The organism is Limobrevibacterium gyesilva (assembly GCF_025989185.1).
Classification (GTDB): domain Bacteria; phylum Pseudomonadota; class Alphaproteobacteria; order Acetobacterales; family Acetobacteraceae; genus Limobrevibacterium; species Limobrevibacterium gyesilva.
This window is the reverse complement of the sequence record NZ_JAPDNT010000002.1, coordinates 170,788-186,855: the sequence shown is the minus strand read 5'-3', so window position 1 is coordinate 186,855 and position 16,068 is coordinate 170,788. Positions and strand designations below refer to the sequence as shown.

Sequence of the window (16,068 nt, the reverse complement as noted above, 5' to 3'; positions counted from 1 at the left end):
GCGCGGAGGAACGGCATATGGCGAAGGCACGGGCAGGGCGGGGGGTGAGGCTGGTCGGCACCGTCAGGCGCAATCGCACCGCGCTGCTCGTCTCCACGGCGTTGCAGGCATCGGTGCTGCTGGTCCTGGCGATGCCGGCGCAGGCGCAGGCCCCCAACGCGCGTCCGCAGGGCGGCGTGGTCAGCGCCGGCGCGGCCACGATCAGCCAGACCACGAACAACACGCTGGTGACGCAGGGCTCCCAGCGCGCCGCCGTGGACTGGCAGAGCTTCGACGTCGGCAGCAGCCACAGCGTGACGTTCCAGCAGCCCAACGCCGGCGCAGTGATCCTGAACCGCGTCAATACGCCCAATCCGTCGCAGATCGCCGGCCGCATCACCGCCAACGGCCAGGTGATCATCGAGAACCGCTCCGGTGTCGTGTTCGCCAACGGCGCGCAGATCGAGGCGCACAGCCTGGTGGTGACCGCGGCCGGCATCACCAACGACAAGTTCATGACCGGGAACATGTCGTTCGACATTCCCGCCCGCCCGAACGCCCAGATCGTCAACCGCGGCCGGATCACCGTGAAGCAGACGGGGTTGGCGGCGCTGGTCGCGCCCAGCGTCGTCAATGCCGGCGTGATCGAAGCGAAGCTCGGCCACGTCGTGCTGGCCGGGGCCTCCACCCACACGGTCGACCTGTACGGCGACGGCCTGCTCTCGGTCGACGTCACCAGCCAGGTCAAACAGGCTCCGGTCGGGGCCGACGGCAAGCCGGTGGAAGCGCTGGTGACCAATATCGGCACCATCGCCGCGCAGGGCGGCACCGTTCTGCTCACGGCGCAGGCGGCGGACGGCATCGTCTCCCATCTCGTCGAGGCCGGCGGGCGCATCTCCGCCGACACCGTCGGCACGCAGGCCGGGTTGGTGCGGATCGAGGGTGTGGGCGGCTCGATCACCATCGAGGGGGCGGTGTCCGCTGCCGGGCGAGCGCCGGGCACCAAGGGCGGTCAGATCGAACTCGCCGCAACCGGCACCGTGACGGTGGCCTCCAGCGCCCGGGTCTCCGCATCCGGCCGGGCCGGCGGCGGCAATGTGGCCGTCGGGACCACGCTGGCCCGCACCGCCGGCGGCGCCACAGTAACGCCGGCGATGACGGCGCAGCACACGGTGGTGCAGAAGGGCGCGAAGATCACCGCCGACGCGACCAAGCGCGGGGATGGCGGCCGGGTGACGGTGCTGTCCACCCGCCAGACCACGATGGCCGGAACGATCTCGGCCCGCGCCGGCAAGCAGGGCGGCAATGGCGGGTTCGTCGAGGTGTCCGGCGACCAGGGTTATGCGCTGACCGGGGCAATCAATGTCTCGGCAGCCAAGGGTGCGGCAGGCACGATCCTGATCGACCCGCAGGACCTGACGATCAAGAAAAATGGGCATGATGACAGCCTGGTCACTGTCACGGGCACGACCGACGCGACGCTGGATGTGGGCAACAATGGCGGAAGCCCCACCGCAGTCAGCGCCACGATCGATCCGGGTGTGTTCAACACGCTGATCGGGAACGTCACGCTGCAGGCGTCGCGCGACCTGACCGTTGCCTCCGCGTTCTCGTCGCCGGCGGCCAACCTGGCACTGGAGGCAGGCCGCAACCTCACCGTCAACGCACCGATCACGCTGACGGGCACCGGCACGATCACGCTCGCCGCGGCCGTAGCGACGCCGGCGTTCACGGCGGCCGCAGGCTATGACGCGGCCGGCGGCCCGAACGGGGTGCTCACCATCGCGGCGGCTGGCGGGCTGTCCGCGTCGTCGGGGAGTGTCGCGCTTTCGTCCGGCGCCGGCGGCGTCGCGATCAACGGCACCATCTCGGCTGCGAATCTGCAGGTGAACGTGTCGGCCGGCGGACTCCTGTCCGTGGGCGCGGCGGTGCACGCGACGACGGCGAATTTGAACGCTGGCCGGATCGCGATTCCAGCGAAGGTCTCGGGCACGTCGATTTCGGCGAACACCATCGGCGGCGGGACGATCGACATCACCGGCACCGTGGCAGCGACGGGAACGCTGTCGTTGACGGCGGGCACCAACATCACCGCCTCCGGGGTATTGTCGGCCGGCACGCTGACCGGCAGCGGCGCGACCGCCGCGATGAACGGCAACAACACGATCACGACGCTGGGCGCCTTCACCACCACCGGCAACATGGCGCTGACCACCGGCCCGACATTGACGGTGCTCGGCACGGTCTCGGTTGGCGGCGTGGCGGCGCCGAACGTGGGCAACACGGGGACATTGGGGCTGACCGTCACCGGCGGCGACCTGGTCCTGGGCCAGGCCGGTGGCGCCGCGGGTGTGCTGAACGCGGGCACATTGCTGCTGGCGGCCACCGGCGCGATCCGTCAGCCGAACGGGGCGATCGGGGCGAATTCGCTACGCATTGGCACGGCCGCCTCGGTGTCGCTGCCGAGCGCGTCGAACCTGATCGCGGCGCTGGGTCCGGTGACGACGTCGGGCGATTTCAGCCTGACCGACGCGATCAGCCTGGTGGTGCAGGCGCCGATCGTGATGACGGGGGCGGGGCAGTCGCTGACCTTGCGGTCGGGCGACGTGCTGTCGGTTGCCGCGACCAGCGGCCTCGCGGTGGACGGCGACATCGTGCTGCAGGCGCAGCCGCCGCTGGCCGGGGCGGGCATGGGCTCGCTGGACCTGCAGGCGGCGGTGACGTCGAACCACGGCAACGTGTTCCTGCTGGCCGGCGCGCCTGGGGTGAACGCGAACGCGCCGGTGGCGACGGGGGCCGGCAAGCTGCTGAGCATCGTCGGCGACGTGCTGACCCATGCGGCGCCGGCGACCAACACGCTGAACGCGACGGCGACGGGCACGCTGGAGATCGCGCCGTTCAGCAACACCGGCACGGTGACGCTGGGCGCCGGCGCCGGCCTGTCGCTGGCCTCGCTGACGGGGGTGACGGCGGGCACGCTGCGGGTGGGCGCGGCGACGGCGCCGGGGGCTTCGTCCGCGGGCACGACGGCGGCGGCGATCACGGTGTCCGGGTTCGACGCGGCGGGCCTGACGGTGCTGGAACTGGACACCTCCGGCGCGGTGACGCAGACCGGGGCGCTGACCAATGTGGCGCGGCTGACCGGCCAGGCCGGATCGGTGGCGCTGGCCATGGCCGGCAACACGGTGGGCACTCTGGGCGGGTTCGCCGTCACCGGCGATTTCGTGCTGGCCAGCAACCAGGACCTGACGGTGCTGGGCACGGTGCAGGCGGGTGCCGCCGCGACGATCGGACTGGCGGCGAACGGGGCGCTCACGATCGGTCAGGCGGGCACGGCGGGCGTGCTGAATGCGGGCACGGTGGCGCTGGTGGCGTCGGGGGCGATCAGCGAGCCGAACGGCAGCATTGTCGCCACGGCGCTGAGCGGGCCGAACGCGGGCACGACGTTCACGCAGGCGAGTTCGGCGACGCTGGACGGATCGAACACGATCTCGGTGCTGGGCGCGTTCACCACGGCCGGCGATTTCGCGCTGCGCAATACCCAGGGCCTGACGGTGCTGGGCACGGTGTCGGCGGGCGGCGTCTCCGCGCCGAATCCGGCCAACACCGCGAGCCTCGGGCTGACGGTGAATGGCGACCTCGCGATCGGCCAGGCGGGCACGGCGGGCGTGCTGAATGCGGGCACGGTGGCGCTGGTGGCGTCGGGCACGATCACCGAGCCGAACGGCAGCATCCGCGCCAACCTGCTGACCGGGCCGAACGCGGCGGCGGCATTCATGCAGGCGGCGTCAGCCACGTTGAACGGCGCGAACGCCATCGGCGCGCTCGGCTCGTTCGTGACCGCGGGCAATTTCGCCCTGACCGACAGCCAGGGCCTGGCCATCCTGGGCACGGTGTCGGCCGGCGGCGTGGCGGCACCGAACCCGGCCAACACGGCGAGCCTCGGGCTGACGGTGAACGGCGATCTGGCCATCGGCCAGGCGGGCACGGCAGGTGTGCTGAATGCCGGCACGGTGGTGCTGGTGGCTTCGGGCACGATCAGCGAGCCGAACGGCAGCATCCACGCCAACCTGCTGACCGGACCGAACGCGGCGGCGGCATTCACGCAGGCGGCGTCAGCGGCGCTGAACGGCGCGAACGCGATCGGCACGCTCGGCTCGTTCGTGACCGCGGGCAATTTCGCCCTGACCGACACCCAGGGCCTGACGGTGCTGGGCACGGTGTCGGCGGGCGGTGTGGCGGCACCGAACGCCGCCAATACCGCGAGCCTCGGGCTGACGGTGAATGGCGACCTCGCGATCGGCCAGGCGGGCACGGCAGGCGTGCTGAATGCCGGCACGGTGGCGCTGGTGGCTTCGGGGGCGATCACCGAGCCGAACGGCAGCATCCGCGCCAACCTGCTGACCGGGCCGACGACGGGCGCGGCATTCACGCAGGCGGCATCGGCCACGTTGAACGGCACGAACGCCGTCGGTGCGCTCGGTTCGTTCGTGACCACGGGCAATTTTGCCCTGACCGACAGCCAGGGCCTGACCATCCTGGGCACGGTGTCGGCCGGCGGCGTGGCGGCGCCGAACGCGGCCAACACGGCGAGCCTCGGGCTGACGGTGAACGGCGATCTCGTGATCGGGCAGGCGGGCACGGCGGGCGTGCTGAATGCCGGCACGGTGGCGCTGGTGGCTTCGGGCACGATCAGTGAGCCGAATGGCAGCATCCACGCCAACCTGCTGACCGGCCCGACGACGGGGGCGGCATTCACGCAGGCGGCGTCAGCCACGTTGAACGGCGCGAACGCCATCGGCACGCTCGGTTCGTTCGTGACCACGGGCAATTTCGCCCTGACCGACAGCCAGGGCTTGGCCATCCTGGGCACGGTCTCGGCGGGCGGTGTGGCGGCACCGAACGCGGCCAACACGGCGAGCCTCGGGCTGACGGTGAACGGCGATCTCGCGATCGGCCAGGCGGGCACGGCGGGCGTGCTGAATGCCGGCACGGTGGCGCTGGTGGCCTCCGGCGCGATCAGCGAGCCGAACGGCAGCATCAACGCCAACCTGCTGACCGGACCGAACGCGGCGGCGGCATTCACGCAGGCGGCGTCGGCCACGTTGAATGGCGCGAACGCCATCGGCGCGCTCGGCTCGTTCGTCACCGCGGGCAATTTCGGGCTGACCGACAGCCAGGGCCTGGCCATCCTGGGCACGGTGTCGGCCGGCGGCGTGGCGGCGCCGAATCCGGCGAACACCGCGAGCCTCGGGCTGACGGTGAACGGCGATCTGGCGATCGGGCAGGCGGGCACGGCGGGCGTGCTGAATGCCGGCACGGTGGCGCTGGTGGCCTCCGGCGCGATCAGCGAGCCGAACGGCAGCATCCACGCCAACCTGCTGACCGGACCGAACGCGGCGGCGGCATTCACGCAGGCGGCGTCGGCCACATTGAACGGCACGAACGCGATCGCCACACTCGGCTCGTTCGTGACCGCGGGCAATTTCGCGCTGACCGACAGCCAGGGCCTGGCCATCCTGGGCACGGTGTCGGCCGGCGGCGTGGCGGCGCCGAATCCGGCGAACACCGCGAGCCTCGGGCTGACGGTGAACGGCGATCTCGTGATCGGGCAGGCGGGCACGGCGGGCGTGCTGAATGCCGGGACGGTGGCGCTGGTGGCCTCCGGCGCGATCAGCGAGCCGAACGGCAGCATCAACGCCAACCTGCTGACCGGCCCGAACGCGGCAGCGGCATTCACGCGGGCGGCGTCGGCCATGTTGAACGGCAGCAACGCCATCGGCGCGCTCGGCTCGTTCGCCACCAACGGCAATTTCGCCCTGACCGACAGCCAGGGCCTGGCCATCCTGGGCACGGTCTCGGCGGGCGGCGTGGCGGCACCGAACGCGGCCAACACGGCGAGCCTCGGCCTGACGGTGAACGGCGATCTCGCGATCGGGCAGGCGGGCACGGCGGGCGTGCTGAATGCCGGCACGGTGGCGCTGGTGGCCTCCGGCGCGATCACCGAGCCGAACGGCAGCATCAACGCCAATCTGCTGACCGGCCCGACGACGGGGGCTGCATTCGTCCAGGCGGCTTCAGCGGCGCTGAACGGCGCGAACGCCATTGGCGTGCTCGGCTCGTTCGTGACCGCTGGCAATTTCGCCCTGACCGACAACCAGGGCCTGACCATCCTGGGCACGGTGTCAGCCGGGGGCGTGGCGGCGCCGAACGTGGGCAACACCGGGACATTGGGGCTGACCGTTACCGGCGGCGACCTGGTCCTGGGCCAGGCCGGTGGCGCCGCGGGTGTGCTGAACGCGGGCACATTGCTGCTGGCGGCCACCGGCGCGATCCGTCAGCCGAACGGGGCGATCGGGGCGAATTCGCTACGCATTGGCACGGCCGCCTCGGTGTCGCTGCCGAGCGCGTCGAACCTGATCGCGGCGCTGGGCCCGGTGACGACGTCGGGCGATTTCAGCCTGACCGACGCGATCAGCCTGGTGGTGCAGGCGCCGATCGTGATGACGGGGGCGGGGCAGTCGCTGACCTTGCGGTCGGGCGACGTGCTGTCGGTTGCCGCGACCAGCGGCCTCGCGGTGGACGGCGACATCGTGCTGCAGGCGCAGCCGCCGCTGGCCGGGGCGGGCACGGGCTCGCTGGACCTGCAGGCGGCGGTGACGTCGAACCACGGCAACGTGTTCCTGCTGGCCGGCGCGCCTGGGGTGAACGCGAACGCGCCGGTGGCGACGGGGGCCGGCAAGCTGCTGAGCATCGTCGGCGACGTGCTGACCCATGCAGCGCCGGCGACCAACACGCTGAACGCGACGGCGACGGGCACGCTGGAGATCGCGCCGTTCAGCAACACCGGCACGGTGACGCTGGGCGCCGGCTCCGGCCTGTCGCTGGCCTCGCTGACGGGGGTGACGGCGGGCACGCTGCGGGTGGGCGCGGCGACGGCGCCGGGGGCTTCGTCCGCGACCACGACGGCGGCGGCGATCACGGTGTCCGGGTTCGACGCGGCGGGGCTGACGCTGCTGGAACTGGACACCTCCGGCGCGGTGACGCAGACCGGGGCGCTGACCAATGTGGCGCGGCTGACCGGCCAGGCCGGATCGGTGGCGCTGGCCATGGCCGGCAACACGGTGGGCACTCTGGGCGGGTTCGCCGTCACCGGCGATTTCGTGCTGGCCAGCGACCAGGACCTGACGGTGCTGGGCACGGTGCAGGCGGGTGCCGCCGCGACGATCGGGCTGGTGGCGAACGGGGCGCTGGCGATCGGTCAGGCGGGCACGGCCGGGGTGCTGCACGCGGGCACGGTGTCGCTGGTGGCGTCGGGGGCGATCAGCGAGCCGAACGGCAGCATCCACGCCAACCTGCTGATCGGGCCGACGACGGGCGCGGCATTCGCGCAGGCGAGTTCGGCGACGTTGGACGGATCGAACACGATCTCGGTGCTGGGCGCGTTCACCACGGCCGGCGATTTCGCGCTGCGCAACACCCAGGGCCTGACGGTGCTGGGCACGGTGTCGGCGGGCGGCGTCTCCGCGCCGAGCGTGGCCAACACGGCGAGCCTCGGGCTGACGGTGAACGGCGATCTGGCGATCGGCCAGGCGGGCACGGCGGGCGTGCTGAATGCGGGCACGGTGGCGCTGGTGGCTTCGGGCACGATCAGCGAGCCGAACGGCAGCATCCACGCCAACCTGCTGACCGGCCCGAACGCGGCAGCGTCATTCACGCAGGCGACGTCGGCCACGTTGAACGGCACGAACGCCATCGGCGCGCTCGGCTCGTTCGTGACCGCGGGTAATTTCGCCCTGACCGACAGCCAGGGCCTGACCATCCTGGGCACGGTGTCGGCCGGCGGCGTCACCGCGCCGAACCCGGCCAACACCGCGAGCCTTGGGCTGACGGTGAACGGCGACCTCGCCATCGGCCAGGCGGGCACAGCAGGTGTGCTGAATGCCGGCACGGTGGCGTTGGTGGCTTCGGGCATGATCAGTGAGCCGAACGGCAGCATCCACGCCAACCTGCTGACCGGCCCGAACGCGGCGGCGGCATTCACGCAGGCGGCGTCAGCGGCGCTGAACGGCGCGAACGCGATCGGCACGCTCGGCTCGTTCGTGACCGCGGGCAATTTCGCCCTGACCGACAGCCAGGGCCTGACGGTGCTGGGCACGGTGTCGGCGGGCGGCGTCTCCGCGCCGAACGCCGCCAATACCGCGAGCCTCGGGCTGACGGTGAATGGCGACCTCGCGATCGGCCAGGCGGGCACGGCGGGCGTGCTGAATGCCGGCACGGTGGCGCTGGTGGCTTCGGGCACGATCAGTGAGCCGAATGGCAGCATCAACGCCAACCTGCTGACCGGCCCGACGACGGGGGCGGCGTTCGCATCGGCGGCGTCAGCCACGTTGAACGGCGCGAACGCCATCGGCGCGCTCGGCTCGTTCGTGACCGCGGGCAACTTCGCCCTGACCGACAGCCAGGGCCTGACCATCCTGGGCACGGTGTCGGCCGGCGGCGTGGCAGCACCGAACCCGGCCAACACCGCGGGCCTCGGGCTGACGGTGAATGGCGACCTCGCGATCGGCCAACCCGGCACGGCGGGTTCGCTCAATGCCGGCACCATCGTGTTGATGGCATCGGGCGCGATCAGCGAGCCGAACGGCAGCATCCACGCCAACCTGCTGACCGGCCCGACGACGGGAGCGGCGTTCGCATCGGCGGCATCAGCCACGTTGAACGGCGCGAACGCCATCGGCGCGCTCGGCTCGTTCGTGACCGCGGGCAATTTCGCCCTGACCGACAGCCAGGGCCTGACCATTCTGGGCACGGTCTCGGCCGGCGGCGTGACGGCGCCGAACCCGGCGAACACCGCGAGCCTCGGGCTGACGGTGAACGGCGACCTCGCGATCGGCCAGGCGGGCACGGCGGGCGTGCTGAATGCCGGCACGGTGGCGCTGGTGGTGTCCGGCGCGATCAGCGAGCCGAACGGCAGCATCAACGCCAACCTGCTGACCGGCCCGACGGCCGGAGCCGCGTTCGCCAGCGCCACATCCGCCACGTTGAACGGCGCGAACGCCATCGGCGCGCTCGGTTCGTTCGTGACCACGGGCAATTTCGCCCTGACCGACAGCCAGGGCCTGACCATCCTGGGCACGGTGTCGGCCGGCGGCGTGGCGGCGCCGAACCCGGCGAACACCGCGAGCCTCGGGCTGACGGTGAACGGCGACCTCGCCATTGGGCAGGCGGGCACGGCGGGCGTGCTGAATGCCGGCACGGTGGCGCTGGTGGCGTCCGGCGCCATCACCGAGCCGAACGGCAGCATCCACGCCAACCTGCTGACCGGGCCGGCGACGGGAGCAGCATTCGCCCAGGCGGCGTCAGCCACGTTGAACGGCGCGAACGCCATCGGCGCGCTCGGCTCGTTCGTGACCGCGGGCAATTTTGCCCTGACCGACAGCCAGGGCCTGACCATCCTGGGCACGGTGTCGGCGGGCGGCGTGGCCGCGCCAAACCCGGCCAACACCGCGAGCCTCGGCCTGACGGTGGACGGCGACCTTGCGATCGGGCAGGCGGGCACGGCGGGTTCGCTCAATGCCGGCACCATCGTGCTGATGGCGTCGGGTGCGATCACCGAACCGAACGGGACGATCAACGCCAACCTGCTCACTGGCCCATCCCCCGGCGCCACCTTCACCAGCGCCGCATCGGCTACGCTGAACGGCAGCAATGCGATTGCTGGCCTCGGCGCCTTCGTCGCCGCCGGCGACTTCATGCTGGCAGACAGCCGTGGGCTGACGATCCTGGGCGGCGTCTTCGCCGGTGGCGTGCCTGCGCCGAACCCCGCGAATACCGCGAGCCTCGGGTTGACGGTGAATGGCGACCTAACGATCGGCCAGGCCGGCACCGCCGGGGCGCTCACCGCCGGCACGGTGGCGCTGGTGGCGTCGGGCGATATCACCGAACCGAACGGAACGATCGCGGCCAACGTGCTGACCGGCCCCGCTGGGGGAGCGGCCTTCACCAGCGCGAACTCGGCCACCCTCGACAGTGCCACGAACAGGATTTCCCTGCTCGGCCCGTTCAACGTCGCGGCAGGCGATTTCATCCTGCAGAACGGGGTGGATCTCACGATCGGCGGGCCGGTCGTGGCCGCCGGCAATGTCGCGATCACCGAGCATGGCGCACTCGCGGTCAACGGGTCTGTGCAGGCCGGCAACGGCATCGCCATCACCGGCGACCGCGCCATCGCACAGAACTCAGGCACGATCTCGGGTGCAGGTACCGGGGTGACGCTCACGGCGCTCGCCGGCGACATCACCCAGGCGGTCGGCGCAACGATCGCCGCCACCGGCAGTGGCAACGTCGCTGTCACCGCCTCGGCCGGCATCGGTTTCGGCGGCAGCATCATCGCCCAGGGCGGTACCGTCGCGCTGGCGGCGCAGGGCGGCGCGATCACCGAGACGGTCGGCGCCACGCCAACCGGAATCGTCAGCGCCAACACGCTGACGGGGGCGGCGACGGGAACGGTGGCATTCGACAACAGCACCGGCAACGCGGTGACGACGCTCGGCCCCTTCGCCGCTGGCGGCAGCTTCACGCTGGTCAACCAGCAGGACCTGGCGCTGGCCGGCGCGATCACGGCGGGATCGGGCATCATGCTGAGCAGCGCGGGTTCGGTTTCTCAGGACGCGGGGTCCAGCCTCGGCACAACCGGCGCCATTCGAATCAGCGCCCTTGGCGCATTCCGGCAGGCGGCCAGCGGCGACATCACCGCAGGCGGCGCGGCCGGATTGATCGACATCGCCACCACCACCGGCATCTCCGCTGGCGGCGCGCTGAACGCTACCGGTGCCGGCGGCCGTGTACAGCTGGCGACGCACGGGTCGATCGATCAGACGAGTGCCCCGGGCGCGGGCGGCAACACCGGCCGGCTCAATGCGACACGGCTCGACATCGCCGCCGGCGACAGCGTGGCGTTGGACAGCGTGGCCGGCGGCGGCAACCATATCGGCACGCTCGATGCGGCAAGCGCCGCGGCCGGCGACCTCACGCTCAGCAACGCCCAGGACCTCGTCATCGTCGGCCCGGCGAGGGCTGGTGGCGGCATCGCCATTTCGGCCGCCGGCGACCTCACGGTCGCGGCCGGAACGTTGATCCTCGGTGGCACTGCCGCGAGCCTGACGGCCGGCCTCAACCTGACGCAGGCCGCGGGCGGCCTCGTCGCTGCGCCGAACGTCACCATCACGGCACCGGGCACCATCGCCGTCGCCGGCACGTTGCAGGGCACCAAGATCGTGATCAGTGGCCCCGGCGGCTCCCTGTCCGGCCAGGTCACGCTCGCAAACGGTGCCGCATTCGCGACGGGATCGGCCGGCCAGTTCGTGGGCCAGCAGGTTTTCGCCCACTTGCCGACAAGCGGCACCGCCACGGCCGGGACGTATATCAGCACGGTCGGCCTCACCCAGATCGGCAATGCCTCGGTGACCGGATTGCACGGCGTCGGCTCGCCGACCTTCCGCATCGACACCAGCGGCAACGTTGCCTTCGATCGTGCCGGCGGGCTGACCGCGCGCACGACGACGCTGATCCTGAACATCCTCGGCGCCGGCGCGGTCACCGGACAGGTGTTCATCCAGGGGCTCTACGTGAACTATCCCGTTGGCACGGCCGGCAGCATCGACCTGGTCGGAAGCGTGGGGGATGTCGGCGGCCAGCCCGCGGCCCAGGTCAGCTTCATCGCGCCGATGCAGAACGCGAACTTCCGTTTCAACTCCTGCCCGATCGGATCGACCAACTGCATCGTGCTGTCGGTCCTGGGCGTGCCCATCACCAACCCGACCCAGGACGTCGATATCCGCACCCTGCGCGACCAGCAGGACGACCCCGACATCCTGCTGCCCAACGTCTCCGACAAGGACTACTGAGCATGCGGTTGCACTTGTCAGGCGCCCTCGCATTTCTGTTCGCGCTCGCGGGATGCACGCCGCCGCCGCCCTCGGCCTATGTCGGCGGAGGCACGGCACAAAGCGTCGCCCAGGTCTCGATCGGCAACAACTCGGTCGGCGAAGCCTGCACGCAGCAGGCGGATGCCAGCCAGGGCGCAGACATCTTCTGCGGCACCTGGGTGCAGCCCAGCGCGCGCGTGCGGGCAGGCGGGGCCGCGTCGGCCGCCACGCTGCGCCAGCTTGCCACCACCAGTCCCTGGCGCACCGCGCTCGACCTCCGCTTCGCGTGCGGGGACGCGGCAGCGACGACCATCCTGGGCGGCGAGCAGGCGCTGGTGATGCAATGCACGCGGCGTGTCGGTGGCTGGCCGCACGTGGCCATGGTGGCGCTGGTCGGCGGCAATGCCTGGTACGCCGACGGCGTGCTGCCGGTGCTGCCGGCCATGGAACGTTCGATCGGCGTGCTGTCCGGCCGAATGAAGGCGGACGCGGTGCCGCCGACCTCCGCGGCCGACGCATTGCTGGCCGACCGCCTCGCCGCCAAGGCCTTCGGCTCCAGCGACATCGGCCTGTACGAGCAGCTGATCGAGGCCGGCACGCGCGCCAACCTGGCCGACGACCCCGTGCGCGCCGAAGGCGCGTACCGCCAGGCGCTGGCAGTGCAGGAGAAGGCGCTGGGCCGCGACAACCCGAACACTGCGACCCCGATCACGTTCCTGGCGCTGCAGCTCTCCAATCAGGGCCGCTACAGCGAGGCCGACCTGCTGTTCTCGCGCGCCCAGCCGCTCGTCGTTGCCGCCGCCGACCCGGTGGCGGCCGCGCGCCTGCTGCACTACCGCGGCCTGCACGCGCTGAACCAGGGTCACTATGCCGAGGCGCTGGCGCTGCTCACCCAGGCCGAGACGAGCTATGCCCGCGTCGTGCCGCCCGAATCGCTGCGGGCGCGGCCCAGCACCGGCGGGTCGCGGTTCGCGCGGGCCGGCACCGCCGCCCTGGCCGACCTGATGCCGAATCAGCAATTGCTGACCGACCCGGCGGCCCGATCGGCGCTGTTCGGGCTGGTCGAGGTGCGGCGCTACCGCAGCGTGGCCCTGCGCCTGCTGGGCCGCGACGCGGAGAGCGACGATGCGTTGCGTTCAGCCAACGACCTTGCCCGCGCCAACGGCCTGTCGCAACCGCTGCTGACGGCGCGGCTGTTCCGCACCGGCGCGATGACCGCCGCGTCGCAAGGCCGGCCCGACGCGGCGGTCGACGAGCTCGCACGTTCGACGCAGGCGTTCAGCCGTGCCCTGCCGGATTCGAAGCCGCTCGCCAACACCCAGCTGCTGCGCGCCCGGCTGCTGGCGCACACCGGCGACGACACCGCGGCGCTGGCACAATGCCGCGCCGGCGTGCAGTTGCTGACCACCCTGAAATCCGGCACCGACCCCGACCTGATCGCCGGTTGCCTGGATGTCTATGCCGCCGCGGCCGCGCAAGCGAAAGAGGGTGGCCAGGCGCTGCTCGCCGAGATGTTCGCGGCGTCGCAGGTGGCACAGGGCGGCATCACCAGCCAGCAGATCGCCCAGGCCACGGCGCGGCTGGGGGAGAACGCCAGGGACCCGCGCGTGGCCCAGGCGATCCGTACGCGCCAGGACGCCAGTGCCACTCTTGCCGACCTGTTCCGCCAGAAGGACGACCTGCTGCAGGGGCAGACCAGCGGCAGCAACGCGAAGGCGCCCGACACCACCGAGATCGACAAGAAGATCGCCGACGCGCAGGTCGCGCTGGCCGATGCCGATGCGGCGTTGCAGGCGGCCTCGCCCAATTACGGCCAGCTGGTGCAGCAGGCAGTGCCGGCATCGGCCGTGCAAGCGGCGCTGCGCCCGGACGAGGCGTTCGCCGCGATGACGCTGACCGCCGATGGCGGCTGGGTGTTCATGGTGCGATCGGACCGGCTGGCGGTGGCGCGCATCGACGGCGGCCTGCCGCGCATGGCGCAACTGGTCAAACGCATCCGCGCCTCGATCGAGAACGAGAACGGAGAGCCGCCGCGCTTCGATACCAGAGCCGCGCACGAGCTGTATGTGGCGACCCTGGGCGGGGTCGCCGGCGCCCTGGAGGGTGCCACGTCGCTCACCGTCGCGCCCGCGGGGCCGCTGCTGTCGCTTCCGTTCGAGGTTCTGCTCACCGCCGATGCCAGTTCCGACGACCTCACGCGCGCGCCGTGGCTGCTGCGGAAATACACGCTGGCCCATGTGCCGTCGGCCAGCAACTTCGTCTCGCTGCGCAAGGTCGCCGCCGGATCGCGCGGCACCCGCACCTGGTTCGGCTTCGGCGATTTCCGCCCGGTCACGCTGGCGCAGGCGCAGCGCAGCTTCCAGGGGCAGGCCTGCGGCGACAGCGCCCGGCTGTTCGCCACGCTGCCGCCGCTGCCGTTTGCCCGGCGCGAGCTTGAGGCGGCGCGGCTGCTGCTGGGGGCCGCCCCGTCCGACGAGCTGCTGGGCAACGACTTCACGGCCAAGGCGGTGCAGAAGGCGCAGTTGAAGAACTATCGGGTGCTGCAATTCGCCACCCACGCGCTGCTGCCGGCCGAGCTGCGATGCCAGGCCGAACCGGCCATCGTCACCTCCGCGCCCGACGGTGCGCCGGACGCATCCGGCGCATTGCTGACCGCCTCGCAGGTGGCGGGGCTCGATCTGGATGCGGACCTCGTGATCCTGTCGGCGTGCAACTCCGGCGGCCCGGGCGGAACGACGGCGGGCGAGAGCCTGTCCGGCCTCGCGCGCAGCTTCTTCTATGCCGGCGCGCGGGCGCTGATGGTGACGCATTGGGCGGTGAACGACCAGACCGCGGCGTATCTGGTCGCCGACACGCTGCGGCGCCTGCGCGAGAACCCGGCCATGGGCATCGCCGCGGCGCTGCGCGACGCACAGCTTGGCATGCTCGACGATGCCGGGCACGGGCTCAACGCGGCGGTGGCGCATCCGTTCTATTGGGCCCCGTTCGCCCTGATCGGCGAGGGCGGCCGGCGGGCGGGTGGTGCGGCCTCCTGATCAGGCAGCCACGCCTGGGAAGACCAGGGTGTCCGCGACGCGCCAGGCCAGGGTGACATCGTCGCCTTCGCGCGGCGTCGGCAGGCCGGGCAGGGTGGGCTGCTCGACCGCCAGCACGGCGCCCTCCGCCTCGACCTCGCAGGACAGCATGTCCCCGACATAGGTCACGCGCCGGATGCGGCCGGCGCAGCCGTTCCAATCGGCGCCGCGCGGCTGAGTGGCGATCTCGATGCGGTGCGGGCGCACCATCACCGTCACCGGACCCACGGCGACAGACGCGCGGGCACGAACCCGCAGCGCGCCCAGCGCGATCAGGCCGTCAGCCGCGCACACGGCTTCCAGACGATTGGTGCGGCCGACGAAATCGGCGACGAACGGCGTGCGTGGCTGCTCGTAGATCTCGAACGGCGTGCCGAGCTGCTCCAGCAGTCCCGCGCGCATCACCGCAATGCGGTCGCACATGGCAAGAGCCTCGGTCTGATCGTGCGTGACGAACACGGTGGTCATGCCCAGGCGGCGCTGGATGTCGCGGATTTCCGTGCGCATCTCCTCGCGCAGCTTGGCGTCGAGGTTGGACAGCGGTTCGTCCAGCAGCAGGATGCTCGGCTCGATCACCAGCGCCCGCGCCAGCGCCACCCGCTGCTGCTGTCCGCCGGAGAGTTCCCGCGGCCTGCGCTGCGCCAGCGCGCCCAGCCGCACCAGGTCGAGGGCGCGCGCCACCCGCGCCGTGACCTCGCCGCGCGACAGTCCGCGCATCTCCAGACCGAAAGCGACGTTCCCGGCCACATCCATATGCGGAAACAACGCATAGTTCTGGAACACGATGCCCATGTCACGCTTGTGCGAGGGCAGGGCGGTGACGTCGCGCCCAGCCACGACTATCCGCCCGGCGCTGGCTGGCGTCAGCCCGGCGATCATGCGCAGCGTGGTGGTCTTGCCGCAGCCGGAGGGGCCCAGCAGCCCCAGCAATTCGCCGGGCGCCACCTGCAGCGACAGCGACGCCACCGCCGCGGGGCCGTCGCCGAAGCGCTTGGCGAGATCCTCGACGACCAGATGCATCCCGGCCATCTGCGTCGTGCTCATGCGAAATCCCCCCGATGGACGGCCCAGGGTGACGAACCTCC

3 protein-coding genes are annotated in these 16,068 nt (G+C 71.7%); 2 read left to right on the top strand and 1 reads right to left on the bottom strand.

Annotation, left to right across the window (positions count from 1 at the left end; genetic code table 11):
* The first annotated feature begins 17 nt into the window (after window positions 1-17).
* Window positions 18-11,888: a filamentous hemagglutinin N-terminal domain-containing protein gene (locus tag OL599_RS04790; protein WP_264712504.1), complete on the top strand. Its 11,871-nt coding sequence runs from the start codon at window positions 18-20 to the stop codon at window positions 11,886-11,888.
* Between the two features lie 2 nt (window positions 11,889-11,890).
* Window positions 11,891-14,944 (top strand): CHAT domain-containing protein, encoded by a 3,054-nt coding sequence (locus OL599_RS04785; RefSeq protein ID WP_264712503.1) that lies wholly within the window; start codon window positions 11,891-11,893, stop codon window positions 14,942-14,944.
* Here OL599_RS04785 and OL599_RS04780 read toward each other — a convergent pair whose 3' ends face one another.
* The gene (locus OL599_RS04780; RefSeq protein ID WP_264712502.1) at window positions 14,945-16,027 is read right to left on the bottom strand and encodes an ABC transporter ATP-binding protein; all 1,083 of its coding nucleotides are present in this window, start codon (window positions 16,025-16,027) and stop codon (window positions 14,945-14,947) included. It abuts the gene before it with no gap.
* Window positions 16,028-16,068 lie beyond the last annotated feature (41 nt).

Bases quoted from the DNA above. Each gene is read 5' to 3' on its own strand.
- OL599_RS04790 (WP_264712504.1), top strand. From the start codon at position 18: ATGGCGAAGGCACGGGCAGGGCGGGGGGTGAGGCTGGTCGGCACCGTC.
- OL599_RS04785 (WP_264712503.1), top strand. From the start codon at position 11,891: ATGCGGTTGCACTTGTCAGGCGCCCTCGCATTTCTGTTCGCGCTCGCG.
- OL599_RS04780 (WP_264712502.1), bottom strand. From the start codon at position 16,027: ATGAGCACGACGCAGATGGCCGGGATGCATCTGGTCGTCGAGGATCTC.